This window comes from Streptomyces sp. NPDC037054, assembly GCF_055606745.1.
The window spans coordinates 447,802-468,312 of record NZ_JBVJSJ010000006.1; the positions used below are offsets into that span (position 1 = coordinate 447,802).

Annotated in this window: 15 protein-coding genes; 12 read left to right on the forward strand and 3 right to left on the reverse strand. The window is 70.9% G+C overall.

Features of this window, described 5'->3' with window-relative positions; genetic code table 11:
• Positions 1–395: 395 nt before the first annotated feature.
• The 6 genes from ACZ7D7_RS17705 (at position 396) to ACZ7D7_RS17730 (ending at position 7,789) form a co-directional block, all read left to right on the forward strand.
• Positions 396–1,229, forward strand: a complete 834-nt coding sequence (locus tag ACZ7D7_RS17705) for a DUF2249 domain-containing protein (RefSeq protein ID WP_470825280.1) — start codon at positions 396–398, stop codon at positions 1,227–1,229.
• 119 nt (positions 1,230–1,348) lie between these two features.
• Positions 1,349–1,852 carry a hypothetical protein gene (locus ACZ7D7_RS17710; protein WP_470825281.1) on the forward strand — a complete coding sequence of 168 codons (504 nt, stop codon included), beginning with the start codon at positions 1,349–1,351 and terminating at the stop codon, positions 1,850–1,852.
• Positions 1,853–2,228: 376 nt separating this feature from the next.
• Positions 2,229–3,494 (forward strand): TIGR04053 family radical SAM/SPASM domain-containing protein, encoded by a 1,266-nt coding sequence (locus ACZ7D7_RS17715; RefSeq protein ID WP_470825282.1) that lies wholly within the window; start codon positions 2,229–2,231, stop codon positions 3,492–3,494.
• Entirely contained in the window at positions 3,491–6,121 is a 2,631-nt protein-coding gene (locus ACZ7D7_RS17720; protein ID WP_470825283.1) for a multicopper oxidase domain-containing protein, read from the forward strand. The genes ACZ7D7_RS17715 and ACZ7D7_RS17720 overlap by 4 nt, the downstream gene beginning before the upstream one ends.
• Complete coding sequence (locus ACZ7D7_RS17725; RefSeq protein WP_470825284.1) at positions 6,121–6,567, forward strand: hypothetical protein; 447 nt, start codon at positions 6,121–6,123, stop codon at positions 6,565–6,567. The genes ACZ7D7_RS17720 and ACZ7D7_RS17725 overlap by 1 nt, the downstream gene beginning before the upstream one ends.
• Before the next feature lie 154 nt (positions 6,568–6,721).
• The gene (locus ACZ7D7_RS17730; protein WP_470825285.1) at positions 6,722–7,789 is read left to right on the forward strand and encodes an Acg family FMN-binding oxidoreductase; all 1,068 of its coding nucleotides are present in this window, start codon (positions 6,722–6,724) and stop codon (positions 7,787–7,789) included.
• 64 nt (positions 7,790–7,853) lie between these two features.
• On the opposite strand, the gene ACZ7D7_RS17735 is transcribed toward ACZ7D7_RS17730, so the two are convergent.
• Complete coding sequence (locus tag ACZ7D7_RS17735; RefSeq protein ID WP_470825286.1) at positions 7,854–8,276, reverse strand: pyridoxamine 5'-phosphate oxidase family protein; 423 nt, start codon at positions 8,274–8,276, stop codon at positions 7,854–7,856.
• Positions 8,277–8,663: 387 nt separating this feature from the next.
• Between ACZ7D7_RS17735 and ACZ7D7_RS17740 the strand changes: the two genes are divergently transcribed.
• The 6 genes from ACZ7D7_RS17740 (at position 8,664) to narI (ending at position 17,492) form a co-directional block, all read left to right on the forward strand.
• Positions 8,664–9,875 carry a nitrate/nitrite transporter gene (locus ACZ7D7_RS17740; protein ID WP_470825361.1) on the forward strand — a complete coding sequence of 404 codons (1,212 nt, stop codon included), beginning with the start codon at positions 8,664–8,666 and terminating at the stop codon, positions 9,873–9,875.
• 48 nt (positions 9,876–9,923) lie between these two features.
• The gene (locus tag ACZ7D7_RS17745; RefSeq protein WP_470825287.1) at positions 9,924–10,397 is read left to right on the forward strand and encodes a hemerythrin domain-containing protein; all 474 of its coding nucleotides are present in this window, start codon (positions 9,924–9,926) and stop codon (positions 10,395–10,397) included.
• A gap of 310 nt (positions 10,398–10,707) precedes the next feature.
• A complete protein-coding gene (locus tag ACZ7D7_RS17750) occupies positions 10,708–14,385 on the forward strand; it encodes a nitrate reductase subunit alpha (protein ID WP_470825288.1) in 3,678 nt (1,225 codons plus the stop codon).
• Between the two features lie 34 nt (positions 14,386–14,419).
• On the forward strand, positions 14,420–16,084 hold the full coding sequence (gene narH / locus ACZ7D7_RS17755; RefSeq protein ID WP_470825290.1) for a nitrate reductase subunit beta: 1,665 nt from the start codon (positions 14,420–14,422) through the stop codon (positions 16,082–16,084).
• A complete protein-coding gene (gene narJ / locus ACZ7D7_RS17760; RefSeq protein ID WP_470825291.1) occupies positions 16,081–16,728 on the forward strand; it encodes a nitrate reductase molybdenum cofactor assembly chaperone in 648 nt (215 codons plus the stop codon). The genes narH and narJ overlap by 4 nt, the downstream gene beginning before the upstream one ends.
• Complete coding sequence (narI, locus tag ACZ7D7_RS17765; protein ID WP_470825292.1) at positions 16,725–17,492, forward strand: respiratory nitrate reductase subunit gamma; 768 nt, start codon at positions 16,725–16,727, stop codon at positions 17,490–17,492. Before narJ ends, narI begins: the two co-directional genes overlap by 4 nt.
• A gap of 26 nt (positions 17,493–17,518) precedes the next feature.
• On the opposite strand, the gene ACZ7D7_RS17770 is transcribed toward narI, so the two are convergent.
• Both ACZ7D7_RS17770 and gap read right to left on the reverse strand, forming a co-directional pair.
• Positions 17,519–19,234 (reverse strand): sensor histidine kinase, encoded by a 1,716-nt coding sequence (locus ACZ7D7_RS17770; RefSeq protein WP_470825294.1) that lies wholly within the window; start codon positions 19,232–19,234, stop codon positions 17,519–17,521.
• A gap of 192 nt (positions 19,235–19,426) precedes the next feature.
• Positions 19,427–20,455 (reverse strand): type I glyceraldehyde-3-phosphate dehydrogenase, encoded by a 1,029-nt coding sequence (gap, locus tag ACZ7D7_RS17775; protein ID WP_470825295.1) that lies wholly within the window; start codon positions 20,453–20,455, stop codon positions 19,427–19,429.
• Between the last annotated feature and the right edge of the window lie 56 nt (positions 20,456–20,511).

Sequence of the window (20,511 nt, forward strand, 5' to 3'; positions counted from 1 at the left end):
GAACGCTAGGCGGCGCACCCCGCCCTCCGCCCGGGGCTGCCGGTCCCCGGCCGATGGCCTACCGGCCCAATTCGGCTGGTCGGAGTAGGGACCAATGGTCCCGGGACTGGGTCCGGTCGGCCGGGGAGCCGGGCATGCCGCGCGTTGCATGCTGACGGTGATCGAACCGCAGGCGCCACCTCCGTGGCGCGTTCCGTGTCTGCAAGGCCGCCGATTCCCCCTCCCCGGCCCTCGCAGGTGCAGCGCGTGCGGCGCGTGGCGCCCGGTCCGGTCACGCGTCCGGCCGCCCCTCGCGGCCGGACGCGGCATCCTCCCCCCGGGTGCCGACGCCCCGGAATGTCCGACACACCCGCACCCGGTCGGCCGACCGGCCGAGACCTGCTGGAGACACCTTCATGAGCGTGCTCACCCTCGCCTCCGCTCCCGAGGACGCCACGGCCCTGCAAAGCGCCGAGGCGCATCACGCCCGCCTGGCCGGGGAGCTGGCCGGCCGGGTGACGATGCTGCTCACTGCCGTGGACCGCGCCCCGAGCGCCGCAGAGAGGATCCACGCCGGGCTCGTAGCCTTCTGTGACCATTCGCTCCTGCCGCATGCCGCGGCCGAGGAAGCCGCGCTCTATCCCGCCGCCCACGGCATGCCCGAGGCCCGCCTGCTGATCGAGAGTCTCATCGGCGAACACCGCTGCCTCGCCGCGCTCGTCGACACCCTGCGCGCCGCACCCGGCCCGGCCGGTGCGGCGGCGGATGCCCGGGCCCTGCAAGTGCTCTTCGAAGAACACGTGGCCAAGGAGGACGGCCTCGTGCTGCCGCTGCTCGCCATGACACCCGACGTCTCCCTGGCGGACCTGATGGCCGACATGCACCAGCGGATCGCGCAGGACACGGGCACGGGGGGCGCCCGAGAAGATCAGGACCGCGAGGAAGGACCGGACATGCGGGAAGCGCGGATCGAGGAGGCCGGCGGCTGCGGCGGAGTGTGCGGCTGCGGCGGTGCCGAAGAGGCGAACGAACCCGAACTGGACGTGCGGGAGGTGCCGCACACCATTCGTCACGCCACGGTCTTCGGCGCGCTCGACGCCGTCCCGGTGGGCACCGCGCTGGTGCTGGTCGCCCCGCACGACCCGCTCCCGCTGCTCGCGCAGATCGAGCAGCGCAGCCCGGGAGCCTTCGCCGTGGAGTACCTGGAACGCGGCCCCGCGACCTGGCGACTGCGGCTCAGCCACCGCTGACCCGGCCACTCCAACAACCCTGCGACACACGGACGTTGCTGCACTCGCGTGCGCGCGTCGCCGCACCCCCCGTACAGCCCGCTGCACCCCACGTACATGAGAAAGAAGGACCACACGTCATGGACGGATCACACCGTCGGGCCGGTGCCCTGCTCGGGACGGTCGGTATGGCCCTGGCAGTCGCCGGGCCGGTCATGCTGTGGCGCGGCCGCAGCGGCAGGAGGGAGATCCGCACCGAGCTGGCCGCCCAGAAGATCACCTTCCCCGAGCGGGGGCTCCCCGCCGAACTCGCCGCCTACGCCGGCCGGCGCGTGGAAACCGGCCCCGAAGCGCACGCCTACGCCGACTTCATCAAGGGCAATCTCGCCCACATCACGGGCGGTCGCACCTACGCCGAGATAAGCGCCGAGTTGCACGCAGCCGGCGGCGACGACGAGAAGCTCGCCGAGCTGCGCCAGACCGCGTTCATGGGCCAGTCCCTGCGCGCCTCGCTGATGTCCGCCTGCCAGGCATGGCATCTGACGACCCTGGTCACGGGCCTGGGTGCCGCACTGACCGGCCTGGGTGCCGCCTTGGTGGCCACTGCGGACGCTCTGGCTCCCCACTGCCCCGACCGTTGCTGACCGTGCAGCGGTGCGCACGGATGGGACAGCGACTCCCGTCTGCTCGGGGGCACCCGGTTGTCGCAGGGCACCCCCGAACGCGTCGTCGCCCCTCTGTCGACCCTGCTGCCTGGTTGTGCCTGCCGCCAAGAGGGACCAACGGCCCTGTTCGACAAGACCATCGGCCGCCGCGCCGACCACCGCCGCCGGTGGATGCTGACGGCGACCGATTTCGGAGGTACCCCGTGCACAAGCGCTCCGCTGGACATGCGGTGCGAAGCTGCGGGTCCGTTGTGGCTGGTCGCGCAGTTCCCCGCGCCCCTCAGAGGCCTGCGGCCTCCGTCGGGGCGTGGTACCGCACCGGACTTCGGCAAGACCGCCCAGGGAGGGCCGTCCGATGAATACCGTCAGCGCCCGGGCCGTTCGCCGCCAGCGGCACGACGCGGGGGAGCGGCCCTTCATAGTCATCTGGGAGTCCACCCGGGCCTGCCCCCTTGCCTGTCTGCACTGCCGCGCCGAGGCCGCGCCCGACCGCGACCCGCGCGAACTGGACACCGCCGCGGCCAAGGACCTGCTGCGTCAGGTGGCCGCCTTCGGGCAGCCCGCCCCGCTGTTCGTGATCACCGGGGGCGATCCGTTCCAGCGCCCCGACCTGACCGAACTCATCATCCATGGCCGGCAGATCGGGGTCCGGATCGCGGTGTCGCCGTCCGGTACCCCCACGCTTACCGCCGAGCGGCTGCGGGAGCTGCGCGAGGCGGGCGCCGTCGGGCTCTCGCTGAGCCTGGACGGGTCCACCGATGACATCCATGACACCTTCCGTGGCGTACCGGGGGTCTTCCGATGGACCCTGGACGCGTGGGACACGGCGCGTGCCCTCGGCATGAAGGTGCAGATCAACACCACGGTCGCTCGGCACAACCTGCACGACCTTCCCGACATCGTCCGCCTGGTCGCCGAGCACGGGGCGATGCTGTGGAGTGCCTTCCTCCTGGTGCCCACGGGCCGTGGCCGCACCCTCGGCGCGCTCACTCCGGCCGAGGCGGAGGACATCCTCAACTTCGTCTACGACGTCGGCCTGACCGTCCCCGCCAAGACCACCGAGGCACACCACTTCCGCCGCGTCGCCCTGCAACGGCAGATCCTCGCCGACCGGGGCGACGACCACGTGGCGGTGCTCGGACTCGGGCCGCTCTACCGGGAGTTGCGCGAGCGGGCCGCCGAGCTGGGCCTGGACGCCGCAGCGCGCCGAGCCAGGCGCCCACCTCTGGACGTCAACGCGGGCCGCGGTTTCGTCTTCATCTCCCACACCGGCACCGTCCACCCGAGCGGCTTCCTGCCGCTGGGCGCCGGAAGTGTGCGTGAGACACCGCTGACGGAGATCTACCGCACCTCCGAGCTGTTCACCCGCCTGCGGGACGCCGACCGGCTGGGTGGACGGTGCGGCGTGTGCGAGTTCCGCCGGGTCTGCGGCGGCTCACGGTCGCGTGCGTACGGCGTCACCGGCGATCCGTACGCAGAGGAGCCGTGGTGCGGATACGTCCCGGGATCCTTCCCGCACCAGGAGGAGTTGGCCGCGCTGCTGCCCGGCGGCGCCGACGGCAGGAACGCGTCGCACAGGGACGGTGGCGCGGGTTCGATCCAGCACCGAGGAGTGGCATGACCAGCATGGCCGGTGGGCCCGCCGGGACCGGCGACACGAGCGGATCCGCCAAGTATCCGAACAGGTTCAAGGCGTCCGGCGTGAAGGCCCGGCATCTGCGCGGCCACGTACTGGTCGTGGGGTGGCTGGGCCTGGCGCTGGCGGCGGTCCCGTTGCAGGGGTCGCTCCCAGTGGCTCGCTGGCTGGCCGTGCACATGTTCCTGCTCGGCGCCGTCACCACCGCCGTTCTCATCTGGAGCGAGCACTTCGCCGTCGCCCTGCTGCACGCGAAGATCCCCGACGAGCGCTGGAGCACCGCCCGGCTCGCGACGGCCAACGTCGCGGTGGCCGGGCTCCTCATCGGTGTGGGGATGGCACAGCCTGTACTGACCGCCGTCTCCGCCGTGTTGCTGGTGGTCGCGGCCGCCGCGCATCTGGTGGTGCTGGTCCGCCTGGGGCGGGGTGCCCTAGTCGGGCGGCTCAAGCCGATCGTCTCCTACTACCGGGCGGCCACGGCGGCCTTGATCACCGGGGCCGTCCTCGGCTGGCTGCTCGCCTCCGGCCAAGCAGGGCCCGACCGGCACGCCGGGCTGCGGCTGGCCCACATCCACGTCACGCTCCTCGGCTGGATCGGACTGCCCGTCCTCGGCACGCTGTTCATGCTGTGGCCGACCGTGCTGGGTGTACGGATGAAGGACCGCACCACGAAGGTGTCCCGATGGGTGCTGTGGCTCAACGGCAGTGGACTGCTGGTGGCCGTGGTCGCGCTGGCGCTCGGGTGGCGCTGGCCGGCCGTGGCGGGCCTCGCCCTCTACGCGGAGGGAGCGGCTCTCGCCGTCCACCTGTTCGTCCGTACCGTACGCGGCAACCGGCCCGTGTCCGCGGCGGCTGCCTGGATGCTCGCCGCGGCCACCTGCTGGCTGCTGATCGCGGTGGCGGCCGATCTCGCGTGGCTGGCAGCCCGGCCGCTCGCGGCGGCACAGGCCGAGATCGACGTTCTGCTCCCGGTGTTGCTCATCGGCTTCGTCGCCCAGGTCCTGATCGGCGCGCTCACCTATCTGCTGCCGGTCGTCCTCAGCAGCGGCCCCAAGGACCGTGCCGCCGTACGTGCGGTCCTCGAACGGGGTTGGCTGCCGAGGCTGGTGGCGCTCAACACCGGTGTCGCACTGGCGGCGCTTCCGCTGCCCGGCCCGGCCGCCACGACCGGCATGCTGCTGGCCGCACTGGCCGGGGCCGCGTTCCTCGCCCTCGCGGTGCCCGTACTCGCCCGTAGCGGCAGGAGGGGGGCGCCGGACGGAGGCACCAGCGCGGGGTCGGGGCGGCCCGCCCTGTGGGGCACGGCCGCCGGTGTCGTCCTGACCGTGCTGGCCGTCCTCGTGGCCAACAGCGGTGGGGACACCGGTGCCCCGGCCGCCGCCTCCGCGGCGGGAGGCGGGGCCGCGGGCGCGACCCGCACCGTCGACGTGACCCTCGCCGACATGCGCGTCCGTCCGGCCCGGGTCGAGGTCACCGAGGGAACCGCGCTGCGGCTGAGGGTGACCAATGCCGACGCCCAGCGTCACGACCTCAAGGTCGAGGACGGCCCGTCAACGCCGATGCTCGCCAAGGGCGACACACGAGTCCTCGACCTCGGCCCGGTCACCGAGGACCGCGAGGCCTGGTGCACCCTGCCGGGCCACAGGGCGGCCGGGATGACGATGGACATCGTCGTGACGGACGACGCGGCAACCGGCAGCGGACACGAGGGCCACACATCGCCGGCCGCCGACGACAGCGGCCTGGACCTTGCCGCCGACTTCTCCACCGGCTGGCAGGCACGCGACGCCGACCTGGCCCCCGCACCCGGTGGGACGGTCCACAAGGTCGAACTGCACGCCGCCCACACGACGGTCGAGGTGGCCCCCGGCGTGAAGCAGCAGATGTGGACCTTCGGCGGCACCGCGCCGGGGCCCACCCTGCGCGGCAAGGTCGGCGACATCTTCGAGGTCACGCTCGTCAACGACGACGAGGGCATGGGTCATGGCATCGACTTCCACGCCGGATCCCTCGCCCCGGACCGGCCGATGCGCACGATCCGGCCCGGCGAGCGGCTGGTCTACCGGTTCAAGGCCGAGAAGGCCGGCGCATGGCTGTACCACTGCAGCACCGCGCCCATGCTCCAGCACATGGGCAACGGCATGTACGGCGCGGTCGTCATCGACCCGCCCGGCCTGGCGAAGGTCGATCACGAGTACGTGCTGGTCTCGTCCGAGCTCTACCTCGGCACGCCCGGCAGCACGGCCCAGGTGACGAAGATGCGTGAGGGCACCCCGGACGCCTGGGCGTTCAACGGCATCGCGAACCAGTACGCCCAGCAGCCCCTGAAGGTGAAGCCCGGCGAGCGGGCCCGTTTCTGGGTGGTCGCCGCGGGCCCCGGCGACGGCATCGCCTTCCACGTCGTCGGCACCGTCTTCGACACCGTGTACAAGGAGGGCGCCTACTCGCTGAAGCCCGGCGATGCGGGCGGCGCACAGGTGCTGGACTTGGCCCCTGCGCAGGGCGGCTACGTCGAGACGACGTTCCCCGAAGCCGGCCACTATCCGTTCGTCGACCACGACATGCGCCACGCCGAAGCCGGTGCGCACGGCATGGTGGAGGTGAGCGACTGATGGACACCGTCGGCTGGTGGTCCCTGGTGCGGTTCACGCACGTGGCCGGAGCCGCCCTGTGGGTCGGCGGACAGCTGGCCCTCTCCCTGGTGATCCTGCCGCTGGCCCGCCACACGCTCGCCCCGGAGGCCAAGGACAGCTTCACGGCCGCGGCCGGCCGCCGGCTCGGGATGCTGACCGGAGCGGTGTTCCTGCCGGTCCAACTGGCCACCGGTTGGGCCATGGCCTGGCACAGCGGAGTCACCTGGGCCTCCCTCGCCGAACCCGGCTACGGCCGTACCCTGGCGACCAAACTCGCCCTCTTCGTGGTGGTGATGCTGGTCGCGGCCGGCCACGGCATCGCCCACGCCAGGGGCCGCGCCGACCTCGCCCGGGCCCTGGCGGTCGTCTCCCTCGTCGGCTCACTCGGCGTCGTCCTGCTCGCCACCGCCCTGCCCGCCACATGACCGGCCTGGCTCCGGATGCCGCGTCCTGTCACCGGCTTCCTGGCCGACGAATGAGGCCCTGTGGCCCACAACGTCGGGCCGGCCAACCCTCCTGCCGCCGAGAACGACGGCGCAGGGTTGACGGAGCGGACGAGAGTTTCACGAAGGAGCCGTGATGCAGACCCCGGAAGTCGATGCCACAGCCGTTCAGATCCTGCTGGCCGCGGCGGTGGCGGCACCGTCGATCCACAACACGCAGCCCTGGCGGTTCCGCTTGGATCCGGGCAGCCGGTCGATCGAGGTCCGTGTCGACCGGGCGCGGCAGCTGCCGATGGCGGACCCGGATCTGCGCGCCCAGCACCTGTCAGTGGGGGCGGCCGTCTTCAACCTCCAGGTGGCCGCGGTGCATCTGGGCTGGGATCCCGACGTCCGGCTGCTTCCCGTCGCCGACGATCAGGATCTGCTGGCCACCGTGCAACTGGCCGGGCGTACCGCGGACGAGCAACTGCCCTTGCGTGACCTGTATGAGGCGATCGAACGGCGTCACTCGAGCCGGATGCCGTTCACCGGCCGCCCGGTTCCGGACTCGATCGTGACGGAGATGATCAGCGCAGCCCGGGCCGAGGGCGCCCACCTGGACGTACCCGACATCATGGGGACCCGGCGCCTGCTGCACCTGACCCGGGCAGCCGAGGCGCGCAACGCCGTCCACCCGGCCCGCGCGGCCGAGACCCGTGCCTGGATCACCGCTCCGGGAAAGGGTGCTTCCTACGGCATTCCCGTAACAGCGCTCGGTCCACGGGATGCTTCCGGACGGATGCCGGTGCGGGACTTCACCGGAGTGCTGCCCGTACCGCGGCTGCCCGCCTTGCGTTTTGAACGCCATGCCCAGGTGGCGCTGCTGTGGACGGCCCACGACCGGGGCGAGGACTGGCTGAGGGCAGGCCAGGCTCTGGAACGTGTGCTGCTCACGGCGGTCCGACACGGGGTGCGCACCTCGATGCTGCACCAGGCGATGGAGTGGCCGGATCTGCGGGCGGCGATGGCCGGATCGAGGCGGCGCTGCTTCCCGCAGCTGCTGATCCGCTTCGGGTACGGCCCGGACGGTGGCCGTACGCCCCGTGCGTCCGCACACACCGTGCCTGGGATCGTCACGGGACGGAGGCCCGAGACTCCTCACATCGAGACTCCTCACATGAGGACCGATGCGCGGACCGATGCGAGGCCCGAGCCGACGGACTGAGTCCGCATCGCAGGTTCCGCCCCCGGTCCGCGCGGTGGACGCCAGGAGGCGGACTGGTCGCGCCCTATCGTGTGCCGCGCGATCCCTTGAGTTCGCGTCCGGTGACCATCTCGGACTCGATCCGTACGAAGAGCGCGTCCCGCAGGGGCATCCAGGACGTGGGGCCGGCCTCGGACAGGCGCTCGTGCTCGGCGGGATCGGTCACCACGGTGGCCCGTCCGGTGACGACCACACTCCAGCCGGACCACGTGGCCGCATCGAACTCGTCCGCCTCGAAGGCGACCACGACGCCGCCGATGGCGCGGACGAGATCCGAGTTCCGAGAGGTCCGCAGCAGGACGGAGGCGTCCGTGTCCAGGGAAAAGTTGACCGGGAGGACCGCGGGCAGCGCCTGCCGGGTGTAGACCACACGGCCGACCGGCACCTTGGCGAGCAGGCGCAGGCACTCCTGTCGGCCGAGTGCACGAAAGGCGTCGTTCTGGAACATCAGTCCATCGTCCCCACGGTCGCGGCCGGGCGGTAGGGCCGACCGGCCCTACCGCCACACGACGAGAGGACGGCAGGTCGCAGCCGTTGTCGGGCGGTAGCCGCGCGGGCACCGCCGTGGGCGGGATTGTGCGGAGGGACCGCCGGGCCCGAACCCCGGGGACTTTCTGTCCGCCGACAGGGACTCATGGCCCATGCCTGTGGTGATCCCCGGTGCGGACAGTGGTGAGGGGACGCCGTTGCGGGCAAGGGGCCTGCGGTGCTCGTGCGCTCCCGGTGGCGCCGTACCACCATGGAGAGGAAAGGGACGGACAACATGGTCCAGCCGTTGAAGTCGAAGAGCGGGAGCTCATCGCCGGGTGCGCCGGTGTCCGGCCGGGCCTGGCTGATGCTGGCCCTGGCCACGGTCGGTTTCGCCGTGAACTTCTGGGCCTGGGCGCTGCTCAGCCCGCTCGGCCCGCGGTTCAAGGACAGCCTCGACCTGTCGTCGTTCGAGCAGTCGCTGCTGGTGGCGGTGCCGGTCGTGGTCGGGTCACTGGGCCGCATCCCCGTGGGCGCGCTGACCGACCGGTTCGGTGGACGGGTCGTGTTCCCGATCGTGTCGGCGGCCACCATCGTGCCGGTGCTCTACCTCGGCCTGGCCGGACACTCCTCCCTCGCCGCCCTGCTGGTCGGCGGCTTCTTCCTCGGCATCGGCGGAACCGCGTTCGCCGTCGGCGTGCCGCTCGTCAACGCCTGGTTCCCGCCCGAGCGGCGCGGCCTGGCCATCGGTGTCTTCGGTGCGGGCATGGGCGGCACCGCGATCAGCGCCCTGACCACCGTGAAGTTGGTCGAGGCCAACAGCATGTCCACCCCCTTCCTGATCACCGCCGGGGTGTTGGCCGTGTACGCCGTGGCCTCCGCGTTGCTGCTGCGCGACGCGCCCGGCCGCATCGTGCCGACCGAGCCGCTGGCCCGCCGCCTGGCAGCCACCGCCCGCCTGCGCATCACCTGGCAGGCATCCGCGCTGTACGCGGTCGCGTTCGGCGGCTACGTCGCCTTCTCCGTCTACCTGCCCACCTACCTCAAGACCGGCTACGGCCTCACCCAGGCCGACGCCGCGAACCGCATGGCCGGGTTCGTGCTCCTCGCGGTGGCGATGCGCCCGATGGGCGGCTGGCTGTCCGACCGCCTGGGCCCGGTCCGGGTGCTGGCCGGCTCGCTGGCCGTGGTCGTGGCCGGCGCGGCGGCGCAGTCGTTCACCCCGGCCCTGGCGCCGGTGGGCACCATCGCCTTCCTGTCCATGGCCGCCGCGCTCGGGGCGGCCAGCGGGGCGACGTTCGCCCTGGTGGCCCTGCGCACCCCGGCCAACAAGGTCGGCTCGGTCACCGGCGTGGTCGGCGCGGCGGGCGGTCTGGGCGGCTTCCTGCCGCCGCTGGTGATGGGCTCGCTGTACGGCCAGTACGGGACGTACGCGGCCGGCCTCGCCCTGCTCGCGATCGTGGCCGCCGCCGCCCTGGTCTTCACCCTCACCGGTGTGCGCGCCGCGGACGTAGGCGGCGAGCGCAAGCCGAGCACCGGCCGCCGACGTGGGCACCGCACCTCGGGCACCACCGCGTGAGGACGGCGGACGAGAACGACGGGTTCGAGGAGCAGGGAGAAGAAGACGGTGTGTGAGTACTGCGGCTGCCAGGCCCTGGAGACCATCGACGAACTGACCCAGGAGCACGAGAAGGTCGTCAGCCTCATCAGCCTCGTACGGGACGCCCGGCGTGACGGCGCCATCGCCCGGATGGCGGAGCTCGCCCGTGAGATCGCGGCCGTGCTGGGCCCGCACACCGAGGTGGAGGAGCATGGCCTGTTCCCGGCGATGGCCGATGAGTTTCCCGAGCAGATCGCCGCGCTGGAGGACGAGCACCGCCGCATCGAGGCGGTGCTGGCAGAGGCGGAGGGGCCTTACCTGGCCGACGCGGCCTGGCCGGATCGGCTGATCGGCACCCTCGACCTGCTGCGGGACCACATTCTCAAGGAGCAGGACGGTGTCTTCCCGGCCGCACTCGCCGGCCTCAGCACCGAGCAGTGGGAAGCGGTCGAGGCCGCCCGCGCCAAGGCGGGGAGCACCCTGTCTCGGCCGGCCGTCTGACGTTCCCACGTCCCCGCGGTCCAGGGCAGCTACCCCTGTAAGCCCCGTACCCCCGCTCACGCCGAGCGGGGGTACGGGCTTTTTGCCGACGTCGGCGTGGTCGCGCGGAGCCGGGCTGACCGGCGCTGCACGCAGGCGATCTTTACGAGCCCTGATGTTGTTCGCGGTGTGGCTGTTGACCGCCCGGGGGACGGCGGTCGTAAAGTCGTTTGCGGCCGGAACCGATCACAATTCGAACGGACGTCCGGGGCGTCCGGGGTGGAGTGGCACGGTGGGTACGGAGACCAGCCGGGAAGAGTCGCGGACGGGCATGGACAGCGATCTGGCGGAGGCGCTGGTGCGCAGCCGCCGGTTCTTCACCAAGGCGGAGGTCTCCGACGACCTGCGCACCCTGCACAGAAAGGGTGGCCGGCAGGCGGACGAGTTCTACCGGGACCGCTGGTCGCACGACAAGGTGGTCCGCTCCACGCACGGCGTGAACTGCACCGGCTCGTGCTCGTGGAAGGTGTACGTCAAGGACGGCATCATCACCTGGGAAGCACAGCAGACCGACTACCCGTCGGTCGGCCCCGACAGGCCCGAGTACGAGCCGCGCGGCTGCCCGCGCGGCGCCGCCTTCTCCTGGTACACCTACTCGCCCACCCGGGTGCGTCACCCCTACGTGCGGGGCGTGCTGCTGCAGATGTACCGCGAGGCAAAGGCGCGGCTGGGGGATCCGGTGGCGGCCTGGGCGGACATCGTCTCCGACCCGGAGAAGGCGCGCCGCTACAAGCAAGTGCGCGGCAAGGGTGGCCTGGTGCGGGCGCGTTGGGACGAGGCGGTGGAGATGGTCGCCGCCGCCCATGTGCACACGATCAAGGAGTACGGGCCGGACCGGCTGGCGGGGTTCTCACCGATCCCGGCGATGTCGATGGTCTCCCATGCGGCCGGCGCCCGCTTCTACTCGCTGCTCGGCGGCGCCATGCTGTCGTTCTACGACTGGTACGCCGACCTGCCCGTGGCCTCGCCGCAGGTGTTCGGCGACCAGACCGACGTACCGGAGTCGGGGGACTGGTGGGACGCCGGATATCTGATCATGTGGGGCTCGAACCTGCCGGTGACCCGGACGCCGGACGCGCACTGGATGGCGGAGGCGCGCTACCGAGGACAGAAGGTCGTCGCCGTGTCGCCCGACTACGCGGACAACGTGAAGTTCGCCGACGAGTGGCTGCCCGCCCAGCCGGGCACCGACGGAGCGCTGGCGATGGCCATGGGGCATGTGATCCTCAAGGAGTTCTTCGTCGACCGGCAGACGGAGTACTTCACTTCGTACGTCAAGCAGTACACGGACCTGCCCTTCCTCGTTGCCGTCGAGGAGCGCGAGGACGGCTCGTGCGCACCGGGCAAGTTCGTGACCGCCGCCGACCTGGGCGGAGAACACGCCGCGGTGGAGCACGCCGAGTTCCGCACTGTGCTGCTGGACAGTGCCACAGGGCACCCTGTCGTGCCGAACGGCACGCTTGGCGACCGCTACGGCGAGGCGGGCGCCGGGAAGTGGAACCTCGACCTGGGGGGCATCGATCCGCTGCTGTCCGCCGACGGCGGTGACGAACCACCAGTGGTCGTGGAGCTGCCGTGCTTCGACGCGCCGGACGGCGGACCGCGGCGGCTGTGGCGCGGGGTGCCGGTGCGGCGGGTGGCCGGGCGCCTGGTCACGACAGTGTTCGACCTGTTGCTGGCGCAGTACGGAGTGGTCCGCGAGAACCTGCCCGGTCAGTGGCCCCACTCGTACGACGACGCGCATCAGCCGTACACCCCTGCCTGGCAGGCGGCGATCACCGGTGTGGACGCTGAGCGGGCAGCGCGGATCGCTCGGGAATTCGCTGCCAACGCCGAGGAGTCCGGTGGCCGTTCAATGATCATTATGGGGGCGGGGACCAATCACTGGTTCCACTCCGACACCATCTACCGAGCCTTTCTGACGCTGACGACGCTGACGGGCTGCCAGGGCGTCAACGGCGGCGGCTGGGCGCACTACGTGGGCCAGGAGAAGGTACGCCCGATCACCGGCCACCAGTCGATCGCGACGGCCGCGGACTGGAACCGTCCGGCTCGGCTGATGATCCAGACTGTGTACTGGTACCTGCACAGCGACCAGTTCCGCTACGACCCCTTCTCCGCGGACACCCTCGCGGCGGCAGGCGGCGGAGCAGGCCCGTTCGCCGGGAAGACCACCGCGGACGTCATCGCGCAGTCGGCACGCATGGGCTGGATGCCGTCGTATCCCACCTTCGACCGCAATCCGCTGGACCTCGCCGACGAGGCGCAGGCAGCGGGCCGACCGGTCGCGGAGCACATCGTGGACGAACTCAAGGCGGGACGGCTGCGGTTCGCGGGCGAGGACCCGGACGCGCCGGAGAACTTCCCGCGCGTGCTCACCGTGTGGCGGGCCAACCTGCTGGGATCCTCGGCGAAGGGCAACGAGTACTTCCTCAAGCACCTGCTCGGCACCGACGCCTCGGTCCGGGCCACCGAGGCCCCACCGGACGCCCGCCCACGGGACGTGGTGTGGTGGGAGGAGGCCCCGGTCGGCAAGCTCGACCTGCTGCTGGCCCTGGACTTCCGGATGACCAGCACCACCGTCTTCTCCGACGTGGTCCTGCCCGCCGCCACCTGGTACGAGAAGCACGACCTGTCCAGCACGGACATGCACCCCTTCGTACACGCCTTCAACCCGGCGATCGCCCCACCCTGGCAGACCCGCACCGACTGGGACGCCTTCCACACCCTCGCCAAGGAGTTCAGCCGCCAGGCCGCCGGCCACCTCGGTGTCCGCAGGGATGTGGTCGCCGCCCCGCTGCTGCACGACACCCCCGACGAACTGGCCACCCCGCACGGCCGCGTCCGCGACTGGAAGGCAGGCGAGTGCGAGCCGGTGCCGGGCCGCACCATGCCGAAACTCGTGACGGTCGAGCGGGACTACGCGGCCGTCGCCGACAAGATGGCCGCTCTCGGCCCCCTGCTGGACACCCTCGGTGCCACCACCAAGGGGGTCACCTTCAAGGTCGACCGTGAGCTGGAGTACCTGCGGCACAAGAACGGCACCGTGCGCGGCGGAGCGGCCGACGGACGGCCGTCGATCGCCCGGGACGTGCACGCCTGCGAGGCGATCCTCGCCCTGTCCGGCACCACCAACGGCCACCTGGCCACCCAGGGCTTCCACACCCTCGAAACCCGCACCGGCACACAGTTGGCGGACCTGGCCGCCGAGCACGAGGGCAAGCAGATCACCTTCGCCGACACCCAGGCAGCTCCGGTGTCGGTCATCACCTCTCCGGAGTGGTCCGGCTCCGAGACGGGCGGGCGCCGCTACTCACCGTTCACCGTCAACGTCGAGCGCCTCAAACCCTGGCACACCCTCACCGGCCGCCAGCACTTCTACCTCGACCACGACTGGATCACCGCACTCGGCGAACAACTCCCCATCTATCGCCCTCCATTGAACATGGACGCACTGTTCGACGAGCCCCGGATCGGAGACGTCGGGGAACTCGGCGTGACCGTCCGCTACCTGACCCCGCACAACAAGTGGTCCATCCACTCGGAGTACCAGGACAACCTGTTCATGCTGTCGTTGTCCCGGGGCGGCCCGACGATCTGGATGAGCACGCAGGACGCGGCGAAGATCGGGGTGCACGACAACGACTGGATCGAGGCCGTCAACCGCAACGGCGTGGTCGCCGCCCGCGCGGTCGTATCGCACCGCATGCCGGAAGGCACCGTCTACATGCACCACGCCCAGGACCGCCTGATCGACGTGCCCCGCACGGAGACGAGCGGCCGCCGCGGCGGCATCCACAACTCCCTGACCCGCCTGCTGATCAAGCCCAGCCACCTGATCGGCGGCTACGCCCAGCTCTCCTACGCCTTCAACTACTACGGCCCGACCGGCAACCAGCGCGACGAGGTCACCGTCGTCCGCCGCCGCGGCCAGGACGTGGAGTACTGACATGCCCCGTGACGGAGTCACTGTCGGTCGCTGTATGGCCCAGATGGCGATGGTGATGAACCTCGACAAGTGCATCGGCTGCCACACCTGCTCGGTCACCTGCAAACAGGCGTGGACCAACCGGACCGGCGTCGAGTACGTCTGGTTCAACAACGTCGAGACCCGCCCCGGCCAGGGCTACCCGCGGCGCTACGAGGACCAGGACACCTGGAAGGGCGGCTGGGAACTCAACAAGCGGGGCCGCCTTGCCCTGAAGGCCGGCGGCCGGTTCAAGAAGTTGATCCAGATCTTCTCCAACCCCGTTCTGCCGTCCCTCGACGACTACTACGAGCCCTGGACGTACGACTACGAGACCCTGACCAACGCCCCGCTGCAGGAGCACACCCCCGTCGCCCGCCCGAAATCCCTGATTTCGGGGAAGGACATGAAGATCTCCTGGTCGGCGAACTGGGACGACGACCTCGGCGGATCGGCCGCGACCAGTGCGAAGGACGTCCTGCTGAACGAGGTCTCGGAGAAGATCAGGTTCGAGTTCGAGCAGACCTTCATGTTCTATCTGCCGCGCATCTGCGAGCACTGCCTCAATCCGTCCTGCGCGGCCTCCTGCCCCTCCGGCGCGATCTACAAGCGGGAGGAGGACGGGATCGTCCTGGTCGACCAGGACCGCTGCCGCGGCTGGCGGATGTGCGTGACGGGATGCCCGTACAAGAAGGTCTACTTCAACCACCGCACCGGCAAGGCCGAGAAGTGCACCTTCTGCTTCCCCCGCGTCGAGGTCGGCCTGCCCACCGTCTGCTCCGAGACCTGCGTCGGCCGACTGCGTTACATCGGCCTCGTCCTCTACGACGCCGACCGCGTCCTCGAGGCCGCCTCCACCCCCGACGACACCGGCCTGTACGAGGCCCAGCGCAAGGTCTTCCTCGACCCTCACGATCCTCAGGTCATCACCGAAGCCGAGAAGGCAGGCATCCCCCGGGACTGGATCGAGGCCGCTCAGCGCTCCCCGATCCACTCCCTGATCAACACGTACAAGGTGGCCCTGCCGCTCCACCCGGAGTACCGCACCCTGCCCATGGTCTGGTACATCCCGCCGCTGTCCCCGGTTGTCGACGCGGTCCGCGACACCGGACACGACGCCGAGAACCACCGCAACCTCTTCGCCGCCGTCGACGCCCTGCGCATCCCCGTCGACTACCTCGCCCAGCTCTTCACCGCCGGCGATCCCGCACCCGTCGACGCGGTCCTGCACCGCCTGGCCGCCATGCGCTCCTACATGCGCGACATCAACCTCGGGCGCGAGCCCGACGACACCATCCCCAAGTCGGTCGGCATGAGCGGCGAGCAACTGTACGACATGTACCGGCTGCTGGCCCTGGCCAAGTACGACGAGCGGTACGTCATCCCGCCCGCCCACGCCGAACAGGCCCACCAACTGGAGGAGCTGGCCACCGAGTGCAGCCTCGACTACGAGGGCGGCCCCGGCATGGGCGGCTCCGGTCCCTTCGGCGAGACCTCCGGCGGTGCCGCGCCCATCGCGGTCGAGAACTACCGGGCCCTGCGCGACCGCCAGACCTCCGACACTCCAGCCGCCCCCACCGACAAGGCCACCCGCGTCAACCTCCTCAACTGGGACGGCAAGGGACGCCCGCCCGGACTGTTCCCACCCGCCGAGCACGACGAGGAGGGCCCCGCGTCATGAAGTCGCCCGCCGCCGCGGTCCGCAACACCCTGGCATGGCAGATCCAGTCGTTGCTGCTGGCTTACCCCGACGAGCGACTCGCCGAGCGCCTCCCCCTGGCTCGCGAGGTCGCCGCCACCCAGCCCAAGGAAGTCGCCCAACCCCTCGTGCACTTCGCCGAGCACGCCGAGCGGACCCCGCTGCCGGACCTGGCCGCCCTTTACGTCGCCACCTTCGACCACCGCAAACGCTGCTGCCCGTACCTCACCTACTACGCGCACGGCGACACCAGGAAGCGGGGCGTCGCCCTGCTGCGGCTGAAGCAGACCTACGCCAGAGCCGGATGGCGGCTCACTGACGACGAACTGCCCGACCACCTCGCCGTCGTTCTCGAATTCGCCGCCGCCGAACCCGCCACCGGAGCACGGCTGCTCACCGATCACCGCGCGGGCCTGGAACTGCTGCGACTCGCCCTCCGCGACGCCGCTTCGCCCTGGGCGCACGTCCTGGACTCCGTGTCCGCCACCCTGCCCGCCCTCGCGGGCGACGAGCGCGCGGCGGTGGCCCGGCTCGCCGCCCAGGGGCCGCCCGAGGAACAGGTCGGCCTCGACCCGTACGCGGCGCCGGAACTCCTGCCCGATCCCGTCGTAGGAGGCCCTCGATGACCACACCCGCACAGCCCCTCACCCTGGCGGTCGAGGCCGGCACCGGCGGCATCCTGCTGTGGGTCGTCCTGCCGTACGTCGTCCTCGCGGTGTTCGTCCTCGGCCACATCTGGCGCTACCGCTACGACAAGTTCGGCTGGACCACCCGCTCCTCCCAGCTGTACGAACGGCGCCTGCTGCGCATCGGCAGCCCGCTGTTCCACTTCGGCATCCTCATCGTGCTCCTCGGCCACATCGGCGGCCTGGTGATCCCGGAGAGCTGGACCGAAGCGGCCGGCATCAGCGAGGACGCCTACCATGTCTCGGCCGTCGTCCTCGGCGCCATCGCGGGCGTCGCCACCGTCGGCGGCCTGGCCGTCCTGATCTACCGACGCCGCACCGTCGGGCCCGTGTTCTCGGCCACCACCCGCAACGACAAGGCCATGTACGTCTCCCTGACGGCGACCATCGCCCTGGGCCTGGCCGCCACCGTGGCCGCCAACCTCGTCGGCGGCGGCTACAACTATCGCGAAACCATCTCCCCCTGGTTCCGCTCCATCTTCTACCTCCAGCCCGACCCGGATCTGATGACCGAAGCCCCGGTGCTCTTCCAGCTCCACGCCCTCAGCGCCCTGCTCCTGTTCGCGATCTGGCCCTTCACCCGGCTCGTCCACATGCTCACCGCACCGCTCGGCTATCTGACCCGGCCCTACATCGTCTATCGCAGCCGCGACACCCGGCTCGGCGCCAGGGCCCCGCACCGGGGGTGGGAACGCGTCCGGTGACAGGAGGTCACCCGCCGGACCAGCGATCAGTGCTCCCCGACCGGGACCCGCCAGGTGAGGGTGGTTCCGCCGCCGGGTGGGCTGAGGAGTTCCAATGCTCCTCCCAACTGCTCCGCGCGCTCGGCGAGGTTGCGCAGACCGCTGCGGCGCCCTTCGGGCGGGATGCCGACGCCGTCGTCGGTGACGGTGAGGGTCACTTCCACGCCGTCCGTCTTCAGGCTCACATCCGCCCGGCTGGCGTGGGCGTGGCGGGCCACATTGGTCAGTGCCTCGGACAGTACGGCCACCACGTGGTCGGCGATCTCCGGAGGCACATTGGTGTCCAGCAGGCCTTCCATCCGGAGGCTGGGGGCGAAACCGAGAACCGGGGCCGCTTCCCCGGCGGAACGCGCCGCGCGGGAACGCAGCGTTTCCCTGCCGCTGGTCTCCCGCGCGCGGAGCCCGAAGATCGTCGATCGGATGATCTTGATGGTTTCGTCCAGGTCGTCCACTGCCCGCAGTACGCGCTCGGACGCGTCGGGGTGGTCGATGAGGCGTCCGGCGCTCTGCAGCGTCATCCCAGTGGCGAAGAGCCGTTGGATCGCCAGGTCGTGCAGGTCCCTGGCGATGCGGTCCCGGTCGGCGAGCAACGCGATCTGTTCGGCGTCGGCCCGTCGCTCGGCGAGTTCCATGGCCACGGCCGCCTGGCCTGCGAAGACCATCAGCGGTCCCGTCTCCGCCTCGGCGAAGACAGTGCGTCCGGCGGCCCGCACGAGCAGGAGGACACCGCGCACTCCGTCACCTGTTCCGATCGGCACGGCCACGGCGGGCCCAAGCCCCGCGAATCGCTGAGGGCCGGCGAAGATCCGCTCGTCGCGTGTGACGTCCGCGCTTGTCACAGGCTCGGCGGCGGAGAAGGCCGCGCCGATCAGGCTGCCTTCGACCGGCAGCACCAGGCCGCGGTGTGTCTCCGCCTCCTGGCCGATGGCCAGCTCCACCGCCAAGGTGTCGGTGTTCGGCACCGGCACGGCGACCGCGGCCAGCTCTGCACCGGCTATCTCCAGTGCCCGTTCGGCGATGACCCCGAGGACCTCGGTGCGCGGGCTGCCGGACATCAGGCTGTGGGTGATCTCCCCGCTCGCCCGCAGCCAGCGCTCGCGCTGGGTGGACTCCTCGTACAGGCGGGCGTTGTCGATCGCCACACCGGCCGCAACGGCCAGGGTCGACAGGACGGACTCGTCCTCCTCGTCGAACTGAGCGCCGCCGCGCTTCTCGGTGAGGTAGAGGTTGCCGAAGACGTGATCGCGGACCCTGATCGGCACGCCGAGGAAGGTGTTCATCGGCGGGTGGTGCGGCGGGAAGCCGTACGAGGCCGGGTGGTCCGAGAGCTTCGACAGTCGCAGCGGCTCCGGATTCCTGATCAACTCGCCCAGGATGCCGTGCCCGGACGGGAAGGGGCCGATCTTGGCGATCTGTTCCTCGGTCACCCCGACGGTGAGGAACTCCGACAGCCGCTTCCCGTCCGGCCCGATGACACCGAGGGCCGCGTACTGTGCCTCGACCAGAGTCGCCGCGGCTTCCACGATGCTGCGCAGGACCTGCTCCAGGTCCAGTTCCCGACCGACCGACAGTACGGCCTCGAGCAGACTGTGCACCCGGTCCCGCGTACCGCGGGCCGCGTCCAGCCGGGCCTGGAGCTCTTCCAGCAGCTCGTCCAGCCGGAGCTGGGGCAACCGAACGCGGCTGTCCTGGGAGCTCTTCACCGCTTCCTCCGTGTGCGTTTCCCGTGGCGGGGCGGGAACGGCAGATCGTTCCCGCCATGTCACCGTATCCGGCCGGGGCCGTGTCGTGGAACGGGACGGGAATCCAGGCGCGGCAGCGGGACGACCAGTGGCCTCCGGCCCGGAACGGAGGTCCGGGCCGGAGGCCACTGCGCAAACGTGGAGGGTGGGCTCTCACCTCTCCGGCAGCCGGGCGACGACGTACTCGGTGAGGTCGAGGAGGCGGTTGGTGTAGCCCCATTCGTTGTCGTACCACCCGAAGACCTTGACCAGGCTGCCGTGCGCCTGGGTGAGCGGCGCGTCGAATACACAGGAGGCGGGGTCGCCGACGATGTCACGGGAGACGATCGGCGCGTCGGACACCCGCAGGATGCCCTTCAGGGACTCGGCGGCGGCCTCGCGGAAGGCCGTGTTGACCTCCTCGGCGGTCACCTCCCGGTCGAGGACGACGGTCAGGTCGGTGAGCGAGCCGTCCTCGACGGGAACGCGGACAGCGAGGCCGTCAAGGGTGCCGGCCAGCTCCGGCATGACCAGTCCGACGGCTCGGGCGGCGCCGGTGGACGTGGGGATGATGTTCACGGCGGCGGTGCGGCCACGGCGGAGGTCCTTGTGCGGGCCGTCGAGGACGACCTGGTCGTTGGTGTAGCCGTGGATGGTGGTCATCAGGCCCTTGTCGATGCCGAAGGCCTCGTCCAGGACCTTCACCATCGGGGCCACGCAGTTGGTGGTGCACGAGGCGTTGGAGACGACCTGGTCGCCTTCCGGGTCGTACGTGCCCTCGTTGACGCCCATCACGATGGTGGCGTCGACATTCTTGCCGGGGACCGACAGCAGCACCTTGCGGGCCCCGCCCTTGAGGTGCAGTCCGGCGTCCTCGCGGGTGCGGAAGCGGCCGGTGGACTCGATGACGACGTCCACACCGAGGCTTGCCCAGTCCAGGGCGGCGGGGTCGCGCTCTGCGGTCACGGCGATGCGATGGCCGTCGACCGTGATCGAGGTGTCGTCGTGCTCGACCGAGCGGCGCAGCCTGCCGTACGTCGAGTCGAAGGCGAGCAGGTGAGCGAGGGCCGCCGGGGAGGTGAGGTCGTTGACCGCCACCACCTCGATCGGCGTGCCGGTGCCCGCCTCCGCGCGCTCCAGCACCAAGCGCAGGTAGTTGCGCCCGATACGCCCGAAGCCGTTGATTCCCACCCGCACGGTCATCTCCCTCGTCCTTTCCTCCGGTCTGCGATGTCCAGACCAGTCTGCGAGTGTGGGGG